This window comes from Nodosilinea sp. LEGE 06152 (assembly GCF_015207525.1).
GTDB lineage: Bacteria > Cyanobacteriota > Cyanobacteriia > Phormidesmidales > Phormidesmidaceae > Nodosilinea.
On the sequence record NZ_JADEWR010000002.1, the window covers coordinates 457,051 to 476,066 of the forward strand.

Sequence of the window (19,016 nt, forward strand, 5' to 3'; positions counted from 1 at the left end):
TGGAGAGGGAGAATCACGATGGCACCTCGATCGCTTGCTTGGGCCTTTTCCCTGGCTCAGGCCGGGGTGCTGCTGGTAACGGCGACAATTTACCCGACCACAGAGCGGGCACTGACCCAGGGCGATCGGCTCCCCGCCGTTTTGTCTATAGGGATTGAGCTACCAGCGGAGGTGCCGTGTTGCTCCCGTGCATTCAGTGAATCAGTGGCAGCAGAGCGGCTAGGGTTGGGGCAACTGGGGAATAAGGTTCTAGACCTAGCGGTGTCAACGGTGATACCCCCAGCGGTGGCCGCCTCAACTCCACCTGCGATCGCCAGCCAGGAGTCTGCCGCTACGGCTAGCCCTGCGCCAGAGACGGCTCCGTTCTGGTGGCTGCTGGGCATACCCGCGTTGGGCGGCCTGCTGTGGTGGCTGCTGAGCGATAAAGGTGCTCCGATCGCCGCCGCTTCGGCCTCCCCTTTAGCGGCTGCCGCTGATCTCCCCAGCCGCATTGTTCTCACCCCGCGCACCTGTCGCCGCGCCTACGCCTACTGGGAAGTCGCCGATGAGGTGCAAGCCGAGGCCCGCGATCGCGGTGGCCGCGACCTGATGCTGCGCCTGTATGACGTCAGCAATCGCGACGCCGATCGCCACCCCCCTGCCCGCATCGAGCAGTACCCCGTCAGCGAAGACCGCCAAGACCTGCACCTGCCCATTCCCCAGGGCGATCGCGACTACCAAGTCGAGCTGGGCTACATAACCGGCGAAAACCACTGGCTGCCCCTGGCCAAGTCGGCTCCGGTGCGGGTTCCGGCCTGTCTGCCGGGTGAAGACGCAGGTACGGCGATTCCGGCTGCGGTCTCGGCCCCAGAATTGACGACGGCTGCTCCCATGCCTCTTGCTGAGGCTGCCGTCGCCGGATTGGTCGGCATTGCGGCGGCACCCGCACTGGTGGTTCCTCCCCTATCTGAGGATGCGGTTGAGGATGGGGACGCTGATGCTGGCCCTGCCCTCTGCGCGATCGAAACCGTGACGGTGCACAGCCACCGTAACGCCGTCTCGCTCCACGGCGGCCAAATGCAGTACCTGCAAGATCAGGTTGCCGCCACCTACAGCCTCGACCCCGGCTCCTACATTCTGCGCATCAAAGCGGGGGCGTTTAGCTACGGCGACGACAGCCAGTCCGGCGAGCCCTTGGTGCTGCTGTGGATCTACGGCGGTCGGGTCTCCAACCTCAAAACCAATGTCTGGGTAAATGGCACCTGGTCTACCCTCAACGGATACGCCGACACCCTCTCTTTAGAGGTAGACGAACCCGCCCATCTCTGCGCTTTTTTCATCGATACCTTCCCCGACAACAACACCAGTGCCGTTACCCTCTCGGTTATTCGGCTGTAGGTGCAGAAATGCGATCGCAGAGCCAATTGACTGGACCGTTCAAACCCTACAGCCGCTCAGCCCACATCTCCCTCCACTGCGCCCTCGGCAGCCCAGGGCTCAAAGTTAAGCCCAGCCTATCAGGATTATCAAAAACCACTATCGTGTTGCAGGTCACATTTCAGCACAATCTTTCCTGATCCCCCTTGTCAAGTGGTACCCTCGGGCTCACACTGTAAATGTGAAACAGAGTGGCGTAAAACAGGCCAGTTTGTGGGGCTTATCGAGGAAAACTTGTGAAATCAGTTCTGGCTATTATTCTCGGTGGCGGTGCCGGCACCCGCCTTTATCCATTAACTAAATTTCGGGCTAAGCCAGCGGTTTCTCTGGCGGGCAAATACCGTTTAATTGATATTCCCGTCAGCAATTGCATCAATTCAGACATTAACAAAATTTACGTGCTGACCCAGTTCAACTCCGCCTCGTTGAACCGACACATCAGCCGCGCTTATCAATTTTCACAGTTTACCGAAGGCTTTGTAGAGGTTCTGGCTGCTCAGCAGACACCTGAAAGCCCCAGCTGGTTTCAAGGCACCGCCGACGCCGTGCGCAAGTACCTGTGGCTGTTTGACTCCTGGAACGTAGAGGATTTCATCATCTTATCTGGGGATCACCTCTACCGCATGGACTACAGCCTGTTCGTGCAGCGCCACCGGGCCACCAACGCCGACATTACGCTGTCGGTAGTGCCCATTGGCTACAAACAAGCCTCCGATTTTGGCCTGATGAAGGTCGACGGCACCGGGCGCGTGGTCGACTTTAGCGAGAAGCCCAAGGGCGAGGCTCTAGAGCAGATGAAGGTCGATACTACCTCCCTCGGCCTCAGCCCAGAGCAGGCGGTTGAGAAGCCGTTTATCGCCTCTATGGGTATCTACGTGTTCAAAAAGCAGGTGCTGATCGATCTGCTGCGCAAAAATCTTGACCAAACCGACTTCGGCAAAGAGATTATTCCGGCCTCGTCCTGTGATTACAACGTGCAGGCCTACCTCTTTGATGGCTACTGGGAAGACATCGGTACCATTGAAGCCTTTTACGATGCCAACCTGGCGCTGACTCAGCAGCCCCACCCCGACTTCAGCTTCTACCACGAAGACGCGCCCATCTACACCCGCGCCCGCTACCTGCCGCCCAACAAGCTGCAGGACTGCCACATCACTCAGTCGAGCATTACCGAGGGCTGCATTCTCAAAAACTGCCGCGTGCACCATTCGGTGGTTGGCCTACGCCAGCGCATCAACGCCGACTGCGTGATCGAAGACTCGCTGCTGATGGGGGCCGACTACTACGAGCCGCTGTCCGAGAGCAGCCAGCACCTGACCCGAGGCAAAATTCCGATGGGCATTGGCGAAGGCTCGGTGATTCGCCGCGCCATCATCGACAAAAACGCCCGCATTGGCCGCAATGTGCAGATCGTCAACAAAGAGAATGTGCAGGAGGCCGAGCGCGAAGATCTAGGCTTCTACATTCGCAGCGGCATCGTCGTCGTGCTGAAGAACGCGGTAATTCCCGACGGCATGATTATCTAGTATCGGCCATGCGGTGACGCACAACGCGATCCCTGTGCCCCTGTTGATGCTGGTGGGTATTCCCGGCAGCGGTAAATCAACCTGGGCCAGGGATTTTGTCTTGGCCCACCCTCGCTACCGCATTGTCTCGACCGACGCTGTGCGCGCCGAACTCTACAGCGACGAAGCTGTACAGGGTGACTGGCGGCGAATCTGGCGGCAGGTCGTGGCCCAGTGGCAGCAGGGCGTGGCGGCGATCCAGCGAGGAGAGCTAGATGGGGTGATTTACGATGCCACCAATGCGCGGCGGCGAAACCGGCGAGAGGCGATCGCCGCCGCCCGCCAAATCGGCTTTACCTCCATCACCTTGGTCTGGTTTGATGTGCCCCTGAGCCTAGCGATCGATCGCAACCGGGGGCGATCGCGCCAGGTACCCACCAACATTATTGCAACTATGCATCGCCAGCTTCAGGGCGCACCGCCATCGGTAGCCGAGGGGGTCGAGCAGGTTCTGCTTTTGCGGCCAGGTTTGTATCCTAAATCACTCTTTTCATCCTCCGACCCGCTACGCTAATGCCTGGGGATCGCGGAATTGCCCAGGGCTTGTCGCTCCGAGTTTCGCACCACCTCAAAATGTTACTGGGTTTGCTGATGAACGCTCGCGCCGTCGCCGCCGCTGGTCTGTGTTTGCTGCTGTTTACCGGGTGCCGTACGGCTCCAACCCCACCCCAAACCGAGGCTGGAACCGAGACATCCGCCGCCAGCGACGACACCCTGCGCCTGCTCTACTGGCAGGCTCCCACCATTCTTAACCCCCACTTTTCGAGCGGTTTCAAAGACTCTGAGGCCAGCCGCATTACCCTAGAGCCCTTGGCCAGCTTTGATGCCGACGGCAACATGGTGCTGTTTTTAGCCGCCGAAGAACCCACCCTCGACAACGGTGGCGTAGCTGCCGACGGCACCTCCGTCACCTGGAAGCTCAAGGAAGGCATCACCTGGTCAGACGGCACCCCCTTTACCGCCGAGGATGTGGCCTTTACCTACGAGTTCATCGTCAACCCTGAGGTAGCCACCGTCAACGCCGGTACCTACGAGCTGGTCGAGAGTGTAGAGGCCGTGGATGATACCACCGTTCGGATCACCTTCAAAGAGCCCAACCCAGCCTGGTACCTGGTCTTTACCGGCACCGAGGGCATGGTGCTACCCAAGCACATGTTTGAGGCCTACAACGGCCCCAACGGTCGCGAGGCCCCCGCCAACACCATGCCTGTGGGCACCGGGGCTTACCGGGTTACCAGCTTTACCCCCGGCGATGTAATTGTCTACGAGGCCAACCCCAACTACCGCGATGCCAACCAGCTTGCCTTTAGCCGGGTCGAGCTCAAGGGCGGCGGCGATGCCACCTCGGCGGCGCGGGCGGTGCTACAAACCGGCGATGTCGACTACGCCAACAACCTCCAGGTCGAGGCCGCCATTCTCGAACAGCTAGAGGCCGCCGGGCAGGGGCAAGTTGTTACCAACTTTGGCTCGCTGGTCGAGCGGATTATCTTTAACTTCACCGACCCCAACCAGGCCACCGCCGACGGTGAAACCTCCAGCGTAGAGTTTCCTCACCCCATGTTTAGCGATCGCCTGGTGCGCCAGGCCATTAGTTTAGCCATCGATCGCGACACCATTGCCGCCCAGCTCTACGGCCCCACCGGCCAGCCCACGACCAACTTTTTGGTGGCCCCCGGCCCCTTTGCTTCAAGCAACACCAGCTACGACTACGACCCCGAAGCCGCCGAAGCCCTGCTCGATGCCGCCGGCTGGATCGACAGCAACAACAACGGCACCCGCGACAAAGACGGCCAGGAGATGCAGGTAGTCTTTCAAACCTCGGTCAACCCCGTGCGTCAAAAAACCCAGGAAATTGTCAAGCAATCTCTAGAGCAAATCGGGGTCGGGGTAGAGCTAAAAAGCATTGATGCCAGCGTATATTTTTCTGGCGACCCGGCCAGCCGCGAAACCCTCGATCGCTTCTCAGCCGACCTGCAAATGTTTGCCACCGGCAACACCAACCCCGACCCCGGTGCTTACATTCAGACCTACACCTGCAACGAAATTGCCCAAAAGGCCAACAACTGGTCTGGCAGCAACTACGCCCGCTACTGCAACCCCGAGTTTGACGCCCTCTGGCAGCAGGCCGCCGCCACCCTGGACCCCGAAGAGCGGCAGGACCTCTTTATTCAAATGAATGATCTGCTGATCAACGATGCAGCGGTGCTGCCTATTGTGCACCGCGCCGATGTCTCTGGCGTGAGCAATCGCCTCACCGGCATAAACCTCACCCCCTGGGATCTCAGCACCTGGAATATCGCCGACTGGAGCCGACCCTAACCCTCCCTTCGACTCCGCTCAGGGACCGACTCCTCCCTTCGACTTCGCTCAGCCCCCCCCTTCGACTTCGCTCAGGAACCGACCCCCCTTCGACTTCGCTCAGGAACCGACCTTCACTCATCCACCTCCCACCCATGCCCGAAATTCGCTTCCAAATCCAGTGGCCCGATGGCAGCCAAGACACCTGCTACTCACCCTCTCTAGTGGTGAAAGACTACTTCGCTCCGGCTACCACCTATCCACTGGCCGACTTCGTGGCGCGATCGCGCACCGCCCTGACCATTGCCAGCGATCGCGTGCAGGCCAAGTACGGCATGCCCTGCAGCCTGGCCTTAGGGCAGCTGCACCAGATCGAAGCTACCGCCAGCCGCTATGAGCACCTGCCCACCCCCACGGTGACAGTGCTGCAGTTCGTCGAATAACGGGTTGCAGAGAAAAATTTTAGAAATTCCCCAAAAGCGTTTGACAAAAGCCCCCCCAGGCCGCAATATAGAGATTGCCCAGCGCAAGGGCCTGTAGTTCAATTGGTTAGAGCACCGCCCTGTCACGGCGGAAGTTGCGGGTTCGAATCCCGTCAGGCCCGTTCTAGTTACAAATTCACCCGCAACTGCTGCCGGAACGGCGGAAGTTGCGGGTATGGGCACAACCCAGGCTGCGCCTACGAATCCCGTCAGGCCCGTTTCTCAATCAAAAAGTAGTGCGGTGTAAATGTACATTTATACCGCACTACTTTTTTAAGCTAAGGCTGGGCGGTCATTTCAGAACCGGGAGGTTAGACTAAGGAAAAGCCTATCCGGTATCTGAGGATACTAGCCCTGGGTATAGTCTCGCTGAGTTAAACCGTCTATGTCCCTACGTTTCTCTGGTCAGCAAAAGTCCCTGCGTCCGCGTGCTGGTGCCGCCGCCACTGGTCTGGTCACTGTTGGCTGGGTCTTGCTGCAAAGCCTGATGCCTTTGCCCCCTGCCCTGGCGCAAGCCGAATCGGAAGGGCTGTCCTACGGGCAGTTTTTAGAAAAGATTGAGCAGGGCGAAGTTGAGCAGGTTGATTTAGACGAAACTCGGGGCATTGCTTACGTACGACTAGAGGGCGACGCCGAAGACGCCGAACCTCAGCAGGTAGCCCTGTTCGCCGGAGAGCGCAACGCTGAGCTGATTCGCCGTCTGCGGGCCAACGATGTCGATGTTGAGATTCGCGACTCATCGGGCAGTGGGGCGCTGGCCTGGTTGGCGACTAACTCGCTGCTGGCCCTGATTTTAATCTTTGGTCTACTCATGCTGCTGCGGCGCTCGGCATCGGGAGCAGGCAACGCCATGAGCTTTGGCAAGTCGAAGGCTCGCTTTCAGATGGAAGCCAAGACTGGCGTAGTATTTGACGACGTAGCGGGCATTGAAGAGGCCAAGGAAGAGCTGCAAGAGGTTGTTACCTTTCTAAAAAGCCCAGAGAAGTTTACGGCCATTGGCGCGCGCATTCCCAAGGGGGTGCTGCTGATTGGTCAGCCTGGCACCGGTAAAACGCTGCTGGCCAAGGCGATCGCGGGTGAAGCCAGCGTTCCCTTCTTCAGCATTTCGGGCTCAGAGTTTGTCGAAATGTTTGTGGGTGTCGGCGCATCGCGGGTGCGCGACCTGTTTCGCAAGGCTAAAGAAAACGCTCCCTGCATTGTCTTTATCGACGAAATTGACGCCGTTGGTCGCCAGAGAGGGGCGGGTATTGGTGGCGGTAACGACGAGCGCGAGCAAACCCTCAACCAGCTGCTCACCGAGATGGATGGTTTTGAGGGCAACAGCGGCATTATCGTAATTGCGGCTACCAACCGGGTAGACGTGCTTGATATGGCGCTGCTGCGTCCGGGCCGGTTTGACCGCCAGGTGGTGGTCGATCTGCCCACCTACAAGGGGCGGCTGTCGATTCTAGAGGTTCACGCCCGCAATAAAAAAATTGAGCCCGAGGTTTCGCTGGCTGCCGTAGCGCGCCGCACTCCTGGATTTTCGGGGGCAGAGCTGGCTAATTTACTCAATGAAGCCGCTATTCTCACCGCCCGCCGCCGTAAAGAGGCGATGGGCATGGTCGAAATTGAAGACGCGATCGATCGCATTACCATTGGCCTCAGCCTCACCCCGCTACTCGACAGCAGCCGCAAGCGCATGACCGCCTACCATGAAGTGGGCCATGCCCTGCTGACCACCCTGCTCACCCACTCCGACGAGCTGAACAAGGTGACGATTATTCCGCGATCGGGAGGAGTCGAAGGGTTTACTCAGTCGCTGCCCAACGAAGACATCATCGACAGCGGACTCTACACCCGCAACTGGCTCATCGATCGCATTACCGTAGCCTTGGGGGGCTTTGCCGCCGAGGCCGAAGTCTTTGGCGACGACGAAACCTCCACTGGAGCCAGCGGTGATATTCAGCAGGTCACTAACCTGGCCCGCCAGATGGTGACCCTCTACGGCATGTCTGAGCTTGGCCCCGTGGCCCTAGAGAGTATGGATAACCAGGTATTTTTGGGCCGCAACCTGATGCCCCGCAACGAGGTGTCAGAAGAAATGGCCAGCAAAATTGATGCCCAGGTGCGCGGCATTGCCCTGAAGTGCCTCGATCGCGCCCGCGCCCTGCTGCGAGAACATCGGGTTTTGATGGATCATCTGGTGGATGTGCTGCTAGAGCGCGAAACAGTTGATGGCGAAGAGTTTCGCCAGATTGTCAGTCAGTACACTCAGATTCCTGAAAAGTTTCTGGTCAAAGCTGGCTAGTCGGCGTCAACACTAAAACTTAGGGTTCTCGTAGGTTGGGCAGAACGAAGTGTTCGCGCAGCGTCTCCAGAGGAGAAAACCCAACAGCAGTCAGCCTTGTTGGGTTCTGCTAGCACATCATCCAACCTACAAAGTTAGTTTTGACAGACCACTAGGCTGCCGTTTCGGCTGTAATACCAAACCCTAAATGAACACCCCCGATTTGTAGGGGCGTAGCATGCTACGCCCCCACGGGGTTCCTGGTTGTGAGTTGGGGTTTACCAAATCGGATTCCGTACAAAACGCTGCTGTCTACTGCCAACCTCAGCCGCTCTGGCTGAACAGCACCGCTTACGACTTAATGTAGGCGGTGCTGTGGCGTTGCGCTTAACCCCCTATTTTGCAGACCTCTCTCTCCTTAGAGAGACTTATCCTTTCAAAATCTACACCCTGCTTCTATTTCTGAAGAACGATTCACGACCGAGGAGAAAACCGGTAAAAAGGTGAAGCTCTGGCCCGCAGGTGTTGCTAAACAACGCTTGCCTCTATCAGGGCCGACTTCTCTTCCGATTAGGAGACTGATGATGAAATCCTTTGTTTTGGCTATGTCTTGGCTCCGTAAGGCTGCGATCGCCTTGGCCTGCGTACTGATATTGTTAACCGCCACCCCCGCTGCTTTGGCTAATAGCAGCACCCCGAGCCGTCCTGACGAGGGCACCGCACCGCTCAACGGCATCTACAGCGAAGCGGAGAAGTCTGTACAGCCCGAGAATGCCCTCGACGGCGACAAGATGATCGACCGCGCCAACAAGGGCCTGAACGAAGTACAGAAAAATGCCGATACTAACCAGATGAATCGGCCTGAGAACTCTGGCCAGGCTACGGCACCGATCGAGAAAATTAAGGATGCCCTGAGCAACATAGTCAACTAAAACGCTGACCTTTTGCAAACCTGACCGATGCCGTTGGCCAGAGGGTAGCACGGTAAACTGAAAGGGTTTCCTTTCAAACCTTAGCTACTCTGCCCAGCGGTGTTTTTTATGGCCCTTGCGATCGCAGACCTGATTGCCAAACTCGAAGCCTGGGCCAACCCGGCCTGGCAAGAAAGCTGGGACAACTGCGGTTGGCAGGTGCAGCCGGGGGTGCTAAACGCTCCCGCCAACGTGCTGGTGTGTCTCACCCCTACCCTAGCGGTGATGGCCGAAGCGCTCAAGCTGCGCGAGCAGGGCACTGGCATCAACCTGATTTTGGCCCACCACCCGCTGATCTTTAGCCCGCTCAAGGCCATTACCCAAGGCGACCCGGTAGGAGATATGGTGCGCCAGGCGATCGCCCACGGCATTGGCATTTACACCGCCCACACCAACTTTGACCAGGTACAAAACGGCACCGCTGACCTGCTGGCCCAGGTGCTGCACCTGCAAAATTCAGAACCCGTGGTGCCGACCCAGGCCGGGTTGGGCTACGGACGGGTGGGCGATCTGACGCCTGCGGTGAGTTTGAAAGAGCTGCTGGATCTCATTCAGGCCAAGCTCTCGCCGCCTTGCCTGATCTACTCACCTGCAGCTGACCTAAGCCAAAAAATTGATCGATTAGCGGTTTTAGGCGGTTCTGGAGCTAGCTTTATGGCGGCGGTAGCCAAGACTGGAGCCCAGGCCTACCTGACCTCCGACTGCAAGTTTCACCAGTTTCAGGAAGGGCGCGATCGCAACCTGGTGCTGATTGACGCGGGCCACTACGCCACCGAACGCCCCGCCTGCGATCGATTGGTGGAGATTGTGCAGCAGTGGGGTGCCCCCTGGGCGCAGCTCAGCGGGCAAGACGAAGATTTTCGCCAATTTTGGCGCAATTAACCAAATTCAAGTTCAACTACCCCGGCTTAAAACAGGTATTCCGTGGGAGCAAACAACCATTTGCCCTTAACCGTCGGGGCTAGACAACCAGGCTGTAGCAGGAATTACTCACAAAAAAGGGGATGCCCAGTGGACATCCCCTCTTTTGCAATTGAGCAGGCTTCAGCGTGAACTACACGTTTGAATTACACAATTGACGCCATGCTGACATCGTTGGTAGCCAGCAGATGTTGCAGCTCTTCCGAATCCACAGTTTCTTTGTCAACCAGCATGGTAGCTAGCTGATCGAGCACGTGGCGGTTGTTGACAAGCACCTGCTTGGCGCGGGTGTAGGCCTGGTCAACCAGACCCCGCACTTCGGAGTCGATGGTGGCGGCGGTTTCTTCAGAGAAGTCGCGCTCGGCGGTGATGTCGCGCCCCAGGAACATGTTGCCCTGCTGACGACCCAGAGCTACCGGGCCGAGTTTGTCGCTCATGCCGAAGCGGGTAACCATCTGACGGGCGACGCGGGCGACCTGCTGCAGGTCGTTAGAAGCCCCGGTGGTGACTTCTTCTTCGCCAAAGATGATCTCTTCAGCGATGCGGCCGCCGAGGGCAACGGCCATCTGATTTTGCAGGTAAGAGCGGGAGTAAAGGCCCGACTCTAGACGATCTTCGCTGGGGGTGAACCAGGTTAGACCACCAGCGCGACCGCGGGGGATGATGCTGATTTTCTGTACGGGGTCGTAGTCAGGCATGAGCGCGCCAACTAGAGCATGACCGGCTTCGTGGTAAGCCACCAGCTCTTTGCGCTTTTCGCTCATCACGCGGTCTTTTTTCTCGGGACCGGCCAAAACGCGATCGATCGCATCGTTGACCTCATCCATCGAAATTTCGGTGAGGTTGCGGCGGGCGGCGAGAATGGCGGCTTCGTTCAGCAGGTTAGACAGGTCGGCTCCGGTAAAGCCAGGGGTACGCCGAGCAATCTTCTGCAGATCGACATCCTTAGAGAAAGTTTTGCCGCGAGAGTGAACGTTGAGAATTTCGAGGCGACCAGCGTAGTCGGGGCGATCGACCACCACCTGACGATCAAAACGACCGGGGCGCAGCAGGGCTGCATCGAGCACGTCGGGGCGGTTGGTGGCGGCAATAATAATGATGCCGGTGTTACCCTCAAAGCCATCCATTTCGGTGAGCAGCTGGTTGAGGGTCTGCTCACGCTCGTCGTTGCCGCCGCCGAGACCTGCACCCCGCTGACGACCAACGGCGTCAATCTCGTCGATAAACACGATGCAGGGAGCGTTGGCCTTGGCCTGCTCGAACAGGTCGCGGACGCGGGAGGCCCCCACACCGACAAACATTTCGACAAACTCAGAACCAGAGATGGAGAAGAAGGGCACCCCTGCTTCGCCCGCAACGGCTTTAGCCAGCAGGGTTTTACCAGTACCGGGAGGGCCAACCAGCAGCACACCCTTGGGAATTTTGGCTCCGACGGCGGTGAAGCGATCGGCGTTCTTGAGGAAGTCAACGACTTCAGTCAGCTCTAGCTTGGCTTGCTCGATACCAGCTACATCACCAAAGGTGACCTGGGTCTGAGGCTCCATCTGCACACGAGCCTTGGATTTGCCAAAGTTCATCGCCTGGTTGCCGGGGCCGCTCTGGGCCCGGCGCAGCACAAAGAACAGCACCCCCAGCAGCAAAACTGGAATCAGCAGGGTGCTAAAGGCCCGCACCCAAACGCTATCGTCGCTCTGAGGCATGACGACGATATCGACATTGTTGGTTTCCAGGGTGCTGATTAGCTCCTGGTCGTTGGGCAGGTTAACAATTACCTGACCGTTGCCTTCGGGGTCGGTAAAGCGAGCGCGAGTGCGATCGGCGCTAATGCTGACGCGCTCGATCTGGTTGTTTTGCACCGCGTCTAGAAACTGGCTGTAACGCCAGGTCTGGGTTTCAGGGCCAGAACCATCAAAAATAGCGGTCGCCAGCGCAATCACTACAACGACCAGCAGGGCGTATAAACCTGCATTTCTCCACCGTTTGTTCACCGGGCTATTGCCTCCACTAACTTCTTGGGACGAACCGTTTCTAAGAAACGGCTCTTTAAGGCTGAATCTTAAACAAGCCGTATTAATTAGAAGGATATTAACTTATGTTAACGTCATCTGTCGGAATGGACCAACTAAACCTAATCCAAGTCCAGAGCGAAGTTTGCCGGTTGGCGTAGGGCAATTTCGCGCTGGACCTGGTACAGATGTGAAACCAGACGCTAATTTTCCCGAAATGCAGCCCGCAAAGCCTCTAGGACTGGTTGCTGTGGGTTAATTTCCAGTCTACTGCGATCGCTCAAAACTGTGTGCCCCAGCACGGTGTGGATCGGCACCACCTGTACCGCTGAGTTGCTGTAGGCCAAGGCCTCAAAGCGCTGAATTACCCCCGGTGGCCAGGGGGATTGGTTGACCTGTTCTCCCCGCTGCTTGAGGTGCTGAAGCAGGCGGGCGCGAACGATGCCCGGCAGCAGCCCCGCCCCCAGACCAGGGGTATGCCACTGGCCATTGGCCCAGCCCCAAAGGTTGCCGGTGCTGGTTTCGAGCCACTGGCCCCGCGCATCGACCAAAATGGCCTCGCGAGCACCGTGCTGCTGGGCCGCTTGTAGAGCTAGCCAGGCACCAAGGTAGTTACCGGTTTTGTAGCTGGGCACAGGCCGCTGATATCTCTCTCCACGGGCAACCCAGACCGTAATGCCCTGGCTCTGCATCTGGTCTAAATCGGCGGGTAGGTTGCGCCCGGTCACCAATTCACGGCCATCGGGGAAGCCGGTGATTCTTAAAATAGGACAGTTCTCTAGTAAGGCTTCGGCTCCCTGGCGCACTCGGTTGCGATCGGGGGTGGGCCAGCCAAAGGCCGTAGCAGCCTCCACAATGCGCTGCCAGTGAGCGACCCAGTCGGTAAGGGGATGATCTAGCCTGCTGCCGTAGACTCGCAGGGTAGTAAACACCGTGGCTCCGTAGAGTAAAGCGGGCTCATTTGTGGGTAGAGCAATCTCACTGCCATCCCAGAGCCGCCCGTCGAACCAGTAGGTCATCTGCTCCCTACAGCCCCTGCTGAATGTATTGCAGAATGCCGTTGGCGATCGCCTGGGCCATGGTTTCGCGCCAGGCGGGGTCGGCCAGCCGGGGAGCATCTTGAGCGCCGGTGACAAAGCCGACTTCCACTAGGGCGGAGGGCATGTTGGTGGCCCGCAGTACGTAGAAGCGGGCCTGTTTAACGCCGCGATCGCGCATTCCCGTCGCTGCCAGCATACTGGCCTGGAGGGCCGCTGCCAGTCGCCGCCCGCTCTCGGATGAGTAGTAGGTCTCAATGCCATTGACATCGGGGCGGCTCATGCTAATGGCATTGGCGTGAATACTGACGAACAGGTTGGCTTGGGCCCGGTTGGCAATATCGGCTCTAACTTGGAGATCCAGCGTCGTATCCTGCTGACGAGTCATTACCACCACCACACCTTGGGCTTCGAGCAGCGCCGCTACCCGCTGGGAAATCGGAAAAATTACCTGCTTTTCCTGCAGACCGCCGATGCCGACTGCCCCAGGGTCGCGACCGCCGTGGCCGGGGTCGATGGCTACCACCACCCGGCCACTGGGTACCGAGGGCAGTGCGGGCGGCTCCACAGAACGGGTGGGAGGGGGGGTAGGGGTAGCCGGGGGCGGGGTTTGAGCTGGCGGTGGTGGAGTCTGGGCCTGAACCGTAGGGGCTGGGGTGCTGGGGGCGGTAGCTAGGGGTGGCGGCTCGTCGGAGACACTGCCAATGGGCACGCCGCTGGGGGGTAGCACAATGACGCCGCTGTTGTTGCGCAGGGCGCGCCAGTCGGGGCTGGTGGGGCCAAGCTTGAGCGTAATGCGGGTAGAAGGCGGGTTAGTTGTCTGCTGGGCAATATCCCAGGCGATGATGCTGTAGCGGTAGTTGGGCAGGTCGTCGGCCCGAAGGGTGCTGGCGACGGTGGTGTTGGGCAGGTCGATGATGGCAAAGCGATTGTCGGCATTGTCGTTGGTGAACTGCACCGTGGGCGTTGGAGCGGTGCCGCTCATCCTAATCAAAAAGCCGTCGCCAGTGGTAACGATGCCCGTGAGGGTGGCCGCTGCTCCGGTGCCGGTATTGCCGTCAACCCGGTTAGCCGTCGCCGTTGGCGCTGGAATGGCACCTGTGGGGGCAGCTGCTCCCTGACTGGGGGTGGGCAGCTGTACCGCCCATTGGTTGGGGCGAATGCCCTGCACTCGCACATCTTGGGGGTTAAGGCTGTAGCCTGGGGCAATTTCAATCACTAAGCGGGCCGTCTGGCGATCGAACTGTCCTGCCCGCACTTCACGAATGGCACCGCCTACGGCCTGACTGGTGTTAGTGCTGCCTAGCTGAGTGTTGGGCAGGTCAATCACGATTCGGGTGGGGTTGACCAACAGCTGTGCCTGGGGCTGCACCTCGCCGTCGGTCGTAAACACCAGCTGATTGGTTTGGGCATCAAACCACCAGTACTGAAGGGTTGCGGCCCTAACTGGGGCCGCTACAATCAGCGCACCGAGGGTTGCTAACGCTCCTGAGGTGACCCCTAAGGTGAGCCATCTTGACGCCATAAGCACGACCACAACACAACCAACACACAAGCCACACGACAGTATACCGATGGGGGACAAAGTGGCATCCGTAGGCCGCCGATTCTAACGAAAAATTCTGGCAAGAGGTGCTAGTATAGGCGTACCAAATTTTCCATACCATGCTCGACCTGATGAAGCTGGCCCGGCAGATGCAGGGCATTAGCCAGCACCTCAGCCAGGAGGCCGCCGCCGCCCAAGAGCGAGTAGCGGCGGCCCGTAGGTTGCTGGCGATCGCCGCTACCCGTCAGGCCGAGCTACTGACTCAGGCCGAAACCTGGGGCGATCGCGCCCCCTTTACCGCCGCTCAGCCTACCGAATCGCTTCAGCTTCGCGCTACTGTAGCCGCCGCCCCCGAGGCCCACACGGTGCTAGCCACCGACGGGTCGCAGATCTCCCCCAGCCACCACGAGATCGCCTACTGTTATTTGATCAACGTGGGTCGGGTGGTGCTGCACTACGGCCAGAGCCGATTTCCATTGCTCGACAGCCTGCCAGAGGTGGTGTATCGGGCCGAAGACCTCTACCTGTCGCGCCAGTGGGGCATTAGCACCGAGGAGTGGATGGGCCACCGCCGCACTGTGGCCGAGGCGGTGGTGCTGGCCGAACTGGGGGAAGCGGTTCACGACAGCTTAATGGTCACCGGGTCTGGATCGGAACTGGTGCCGGTGCTGGCCCTGGTCGACGGGTCGCTGATCTACTGGTTTTTAGAGGCGCTGCCCGCTGAGGCGCGCGATCGCATTCTGCCGCCCATTCTCGACTCGTGGGAGCGACTGCGGCGGCAAAACATTCCCCTGGTGGGCTACCTCAGCGCTAGCCGCAGCGGTGAGGCGATGAACTTTTTGCGGTTCGCCGCCTGCCCATTTCTGCAGCCCGACTGCCAAACCCACTGTAGTAACGGTGGGGACGGCGAGCACAAAAACCAGGCCGACCGCGCCCCCTGCGGCAGTTTCTTGCCCTTGCGCGATGCCACCTTTTGGGCCACCGAGCTAGCCCCTGGGGAACGCAGCCCCTTTTGGTACAGCACCGCCAGCATTCTGGATCTCTACGGTGACCACCGCGTCTCCTTCTGCTATTTAAATGTTGGCCCCGAGGTAGCACGGGTGGAGGTGCCCCAGTGGGTGATGGCAGATGAGACCCTGTGTGAAACGGCGCTCAGTATGGTGCTAACCCAGGTGCAAAAAGGCTACGGGTATCCGGTGGCGCTGGCGGAGGCCCACAATCAGGCGGTGGTGCGGGGGGGCGATCGCACCCGCTTTTTTGCCCTACTTGAGCAAGAGATGATCCGCGCCGGACTCAAGAATGTTGGCACCTCCTACAAGGAGGCCCGCAAGCGCGGCAGCATTGCCTGAGCCTAAACCATCAGCGCAGAGTATCCGTCTTCAGGAGCAGCTTCGCGATCGGCGGATGTAGCAAGCGTCAGCTTGATCAAGACGGCTGCGCTTCTGATAGCATCTCCAGATTGAATGTGTTGAGCTTTTTAGCTATCGACTGATGTCTTTGGCTACTGGACCAAGCAATATATCTCATGATTTTCTAACTGTAAGACGGTATCCCAAAGATAGATTTAAGGGTTGATCCTTACAATTTTTGTATAGCTCCTGAACGAGCTTTACAGCAGTTTTGATGGCTTAATTTTAGCTGTACTAGACACCTAGCGTCCGTAAGATGCTCAGCTTGTTTTCGTACTGTACTTAGTCAAACTTGCGGTTAGGTTTGTAACAATTCGCACTTCCGCAATGCCTTTGTCTAGAGGCTACGCACCCCTACGGTCGCTCCTAGGCAGGCAACAAGCACAAACATTTTGCGAACTTGAGCCACAAATCTCGTCAGCGACTAAACCCTTGGGAGTAGACCGAGTTTCGCGTACGTCAACCCTGCCGGAAGTGTGTCTTTTGAGATAGGGCTAAAACAATACCAGGAAGATTAAATTATGAATTTAGTGCCTCGACTAGCATCTGAACAAGTAAGTAGTCCAGATATTAAGCAGCATTTCGGAATAGGATGCTGACAGGGTGTAGTCGACGGTGGTTTTTGCAGGCCAAGATTAATTTGCGCCTAGGTTCACCGTTGTTAACGACCGATAGAGCCCCTATGTCGATGCGTACCCTTGTCATGCCCTCTCAGCCCCCCGAATCTTTCTTTCAGGGTGGATCGAATCGTGATCCAGCCACCTTTGAACTGGTGGATATGGCCACTGCCCTCAACCGGGCTGCCGAGGCTTCGACTCGCTCGGCCTCGGCCCGTACCCCCAAGTGGGGTTGCAGCCGGGTGTTAACGGGCCACAGCAGCTGGGTGCGATCGGTGGCGGTGAGTGCCGATGGCAACTTTGTGATTAGCGGCAGCGGCGACAAAACGGTGCGGGTCTGGAATCTGGCGACTGGCCACACTATGCAGGTGCTCGACAACCACCGGGCCTGGGTGCGGGCGGTTGCCGTCAGCCCCGATCGCACCTGCTTCGCCAGCGTCAGCAATGACAATACCGTTCAGCTGTGGGATTTCACCACTGGGGAAGCCCTGGGGCAGCTAGAAGGCCACAGCAGCTGGGTGCGGGCGGTGGCCTTCAGCCCCAGCGGCAAATACCTGTTTAGCGGTAGCCAAGACCACAAAATTTGCGTCTGGCGGCTCAGCGATCAGTCTCTCATTCATCAGTTCAATGGCCATACCCACTGGATTCGTGCGATCGCCGTTAGCCACGACGGCACCACCTTGATCAGCGGCAGTCAGGACAAAACCCTGCGCCTGTACCGACTGAAGGGCAAAGGCAGCAACCACGTGCTCAAGGGCCATACCGGCGAAGTGCTCTCGGTTGCCGCCAGCCCCAACAACTGGCTACTGGCCAGCGCCAGTGCCGACTGCACCGTGCGCTTTTGGAAGCTTAACAGCGGCCGCCAAACCACCTGCTTTAAAGCCCACCCGGCCCCGGTCAACAGCATTGCCTTTAGCCCCGATGGTCAGCTGCTGGCCACCGCCAGCAACGACAGCACTATTCGCCTGTGGGATATGCAGCAGGGCCGCCTGGTCACCATTCTGACCGGGCACCAGGGCTGGGTGTGGGGGGTCGATTTTGCCCCCGATGGCAAAACTCTGGTCAGCGCTGGCTGGGACGGCACCGTGCGCGTCTGGCAGGAAGAGTAGCGTTTTGAATTTTGAACTTTGAATTTTGAACTTTGAATTGATTAGACAAGCCGAGCGCTCAACCCTTAAAACTTGCTCTTCTTGCTTCTAAAAACCCGTTACGGCCCGCAGGTACTCGCGGCGCATGGCAGCGATCGCATCGATTGAGATTCCCTTCGGGCACACCGCCTGACATTCGCCGTGGTTTGAGCAGTCGCCAAAGCCCTCGGCCGCCATTTGGTTGCCCATTGCCAGCACTCGTCCCTGCCGCTCGGGGTGGCCCTGGGGCAGCAGGGCCAGGTGGGCCACTTTGGCCGCCGTAAATAGGGAGGCCGAGGCATTGGGGCAGGCGGCAACACAGGCCCCGCAGGCAATGCAGGTGGCGTAGTCAAAGGCGGCATCGGCGTTGGCTTTGGCCACAGGGATGGCGTTGGCCTCCGGGGCCGACCCGGTTTTGACCGAGATGTAGCCGCCCGCCATAATGATGCGATCAAATGCCGCCCGGTCAACCACCAGATCTTTGATCACCGGAAAGCCCTTAGCCCGCCAGGGTTCGATGGTGATCTCGTCGCCGTCTTTGAAGTGCCGCAGGTACAACTGGCACGTCGCCGTTTGGGGCAGCCCACCGTGGGCTTTACCGTTGATCATGACGCCGCACGAGCCGCAGATACCCTCACGACAGTCGTGGTCAAACTCCACCGGGCTGGCCCCAGCGTGGATGAGCTGCTCGTTGAGCACGTCGAGCAGCTCCAGAAACGACATGTCGGAGTGGGCATTGGCTACAGTGTAGGTCTGAAACTGGCCAGGAGTATCGGCATCAGCCTGACGCCAGACCTTGAGGTGAAGGTGCATAGGGGTGGGGTAAACGGCCTAATTCTACTTACAGTGTAGCGATCGCAGGGGAGGGATTTAAGGTTTCAGGTGCAGGGTTTTAGGTGCAGGCCGACCTTAGGCCTACAGCCCTGAACGTTAGCCCCACTTCCCCCGAGATGTTATAAATCAGGCAGTCTACTGAACGGTTATGGCTAAGGGTAAGTCTAAATCTGGGGCAGGTTCGGGGGCGACCGACCGCCACGTCTACCGCGAGTTTGGCCCCGCCGACCCAATGGCGCGGGGAGTGCCCGATCGCCCACCCAATCAGCAAACGGTGCGGGTACAGGTCAGCCGCAAGGGGCGCGGCGGCAAAACCGTGACGGTGATCACGGGCTTTCAGCACAGCCCGGCCACCCTGACGGCTTTGGCCAAGCAGCTCAAGGCCCAGTGCGGCACGGGCGGCACCGCCAGGGAGGATACCATTGAGATCCAGGGCGACCACGCCCAAAAACTAGTTGAACTCCTGGTGGCGAAAGGTTATCAGGCTAAACGGAGCGGAGGTTGAGGGGCATGAGGTG

Annotated in this window: 15 protein-coding genes and 1 tRNA gene; 12 read left to right on the forward strand and 4 right to left on the reverse strand. The window is 58.7% G+C overall.

All coding sequences use genetic code 11. The annotated features are described in order from the left end of the window. Positions 1-18: 18 nt before the first annotated feature. The 9 genes from IQ265_RS04460 (at position 19) to IQ265_RS04500 (ending at position 9,883) form a co-directional block, all read left to right on the forward strand. Positions 19-1,377, forward strand: coding sequence for a DUF4912 domain-containing protein (locus IQ265_RS04460; RefSeq protein WP_194050976.1), 1,359 nt, complete (start codon positions 19-21; stop codon positions 1,375-1,377). A 275-nt stretch (positions 1,378-1,652) separates the two neighbouring features. Beyond that, the gene (locus IQ265_RS04465; RefSeq protein ID WP_194050978.1) at positions 1,653-2,942 is read left to right on the forward strand and encodes a glucose-1-phosphate adenylyltransferase; all 1,290 of its coding nucleotides are present in this window, start codon (positions 1,653-1,655) and stop codon (positions 2,940-2,942) included. A 34-nt stretch (positions 2,943-2,976) separates the two neighbouring features. Beyond that, complete coding sequence (locus tag IQ265_RS04470; protein WP_347404911.1) at positions 2,977-3,495, forward strand: AAA family ATPase; 519 nt, start codon at positions 2,977-2,979, stop codon at positions 3,493-3,495. Positions 3,496-3,572: 77 nt separating this feature from the next. Further along, positions 3,573-5,300: a peptide ABC transporter substrate-binding protein gene (locus IQ265_RS04475; RefSeq protein WP_194051154.1), complete on the forward strand. Its 1,728-nt coding sequence runs from the start codon at positions 3,573-3,575 to the stop codon at positions 5,298-5,300. Positions 5,301-5,434: 134 nt separating this feature from the next. Next, positions 5,435-5,722 carry an MSMEG_0570 family nitrogen starvation response protein gene (locus tag IQ265_RS04480; protein ID WP_194050980.1) on the forward strand — a complete coding sequence of 96 codons (288 nt, stop codon included), beginning with the start codon at positions 5,435-5,437 and terminating at the stop codon, positions 5,720-5,722. An 87-nt stretch (positions 5,723-5,809) separates the two neighbouring features. Next, positions 5,810-5,883, forward strand: a tRNA-Asp gene (locus IQ265_RS04485). 263 nt (positions 5,884-6,146) lie between these two features. After that, positions 6,147-8,051 (forward strand): ATP-dependent zinc metalloprotease FtsH, encoded by a 1,905-nt coding sequence (ftsH, locus tag IQ265_RS04490; protein WP_194050982.1) that lies wholly within the window; start codon positions 6,147-6,149, stop codon positions 8,049-8,051. A 563-nt stretch (positions 8,052-8,614) separates the two neighbouring features. Next, positions 8,615-8,962 (forward strand): hypothetical protein, encoded by a 348-nt coding sequence (locus tag IQ265_RS04495; RefSeq protein WP_194050984.1) that lies wholly within the window; start codon positions 8,615-8,617, stop codon positions 8,960-8,962. Between the two features lie 108 nt (positions 8,963-9,070). Next, entirely contained in the window at positions 9,071-9,883 is an 813-nt protein-coding gene (locus IQ265_RS04500; protein WP_194050986.1) for a Nif3-like dinuclear metal center hexameric protein, read from the forward strand. A gap of 185 nt (positions 9,884-10,068) precedes the next feature. Here the strand turns inward: IQ265_RS04500 and ftsH3 are convergent, their stop codons facing one another. From ftsH3 to IQ265_RS04515, 3 genes are all read right to left on the reverse strand, one after another. After that, a complete protein-coding gene (gene ftsH3, locus IQ265_RS04505) occupies positions 10,069-11,910 on the reverse strand; it encodes an ATP-dependent zinc metalloprotease FtsH3 (RefSeq protein WP_194050988.1) in 1,842 nt (613 codons plus the stop codon). 221 nt (positions 11,911-12,131) lie between these two features. Next, positions 12,132-12,947, reverse strand: a complete 816-nt coding sequence (locus tag IQ265_RS04510) for an aminotransferase class IV (protein ID WP_194050990.1) — start codon at positions 12,945-12,947, stop codon at positions 12,132-12,134. 7 nt (positions 12,948-12,954) lie between these two features. Further along, positions 12,955-14,490: an N-acetylmuramoyl-L-alanine amidase gene (locus IQ265_RS04515; RefSeq protein ID WP_194050992.1), complete on the reverse strand. Its 1,536-nt coding sequence runs from the start codon at positions 14,488-14,490 to the stop codon at positions 12,955-12,957. 140 nt (positions 14,491-14,630) lie between these two features. On the opposite strand from IQ265_RS04515, the gene IQ265_RS04520 reads away from it, so the two are divergent. Together IQ265_RS04520 and IQ265_RS04525 are read left to right on the forward strand one after the other, a co-directional pair. After that, the gene (locus IQ265_RS04520; protein ID WP_194050994.1) at positions 14,631-15,860 is read left to right on the forward strand and encodes a DNA double-strand break repair nuclease NurA; all 1,230 of its coding nucleotides are present in this window, start codon (positions 14,631-14,633) and stop codon (positions 15,858-15,860) included. A gap of 748 nt (positions 15,861-16,608) precedes the next feature. Further along, positions 16,609-17,646 (forward strand): WD40 repeat domain-containing protein, encoded by a 1,038-nt coding sequence (locus tag IQ265_RS04525; RefSeq protein ID WP_194050996.1) that lies wholly within the window; start codon positions 16,609-16,611, stop codon positions 17,644-17,646. Positions 17,647-17,733: 87 nt separating this feature from the next. On the opposite strand, the gene IQ265_RS04530 is transcribed toward IQ265_RS04525, so the two are convergent. Continuing rightward, on the reverse strand, positions 17,734-18,477 hold the full coding sequence (locus IQ265_RS04530; protein ID WP_194050998.1) for a succinate dehydrogenase/fumarate reductase iron-sulfur subunit: 744 nt from the start codon (positions 18,475-18,477) through the stop codon (positions 17,734-17,736). Positions 18,478-18,646: 169 nt separating this feature from the next. On the opposite strand from IQ265_RS04530, the gene IQ265_RS04535 reads away from it, so the two are divergent. After that, positions 18,647-19,003, forward strand: coding sequence for a translation initiation factor (locus IQ265_RS04535; RefSeq protein WP_194051000.1), 357 nt, complete (start codon positions 18,647-18,649; stop codon positions 19,001-19,003). Positions 19,004-19,016 lie beyond the last annotated feature (13 nt).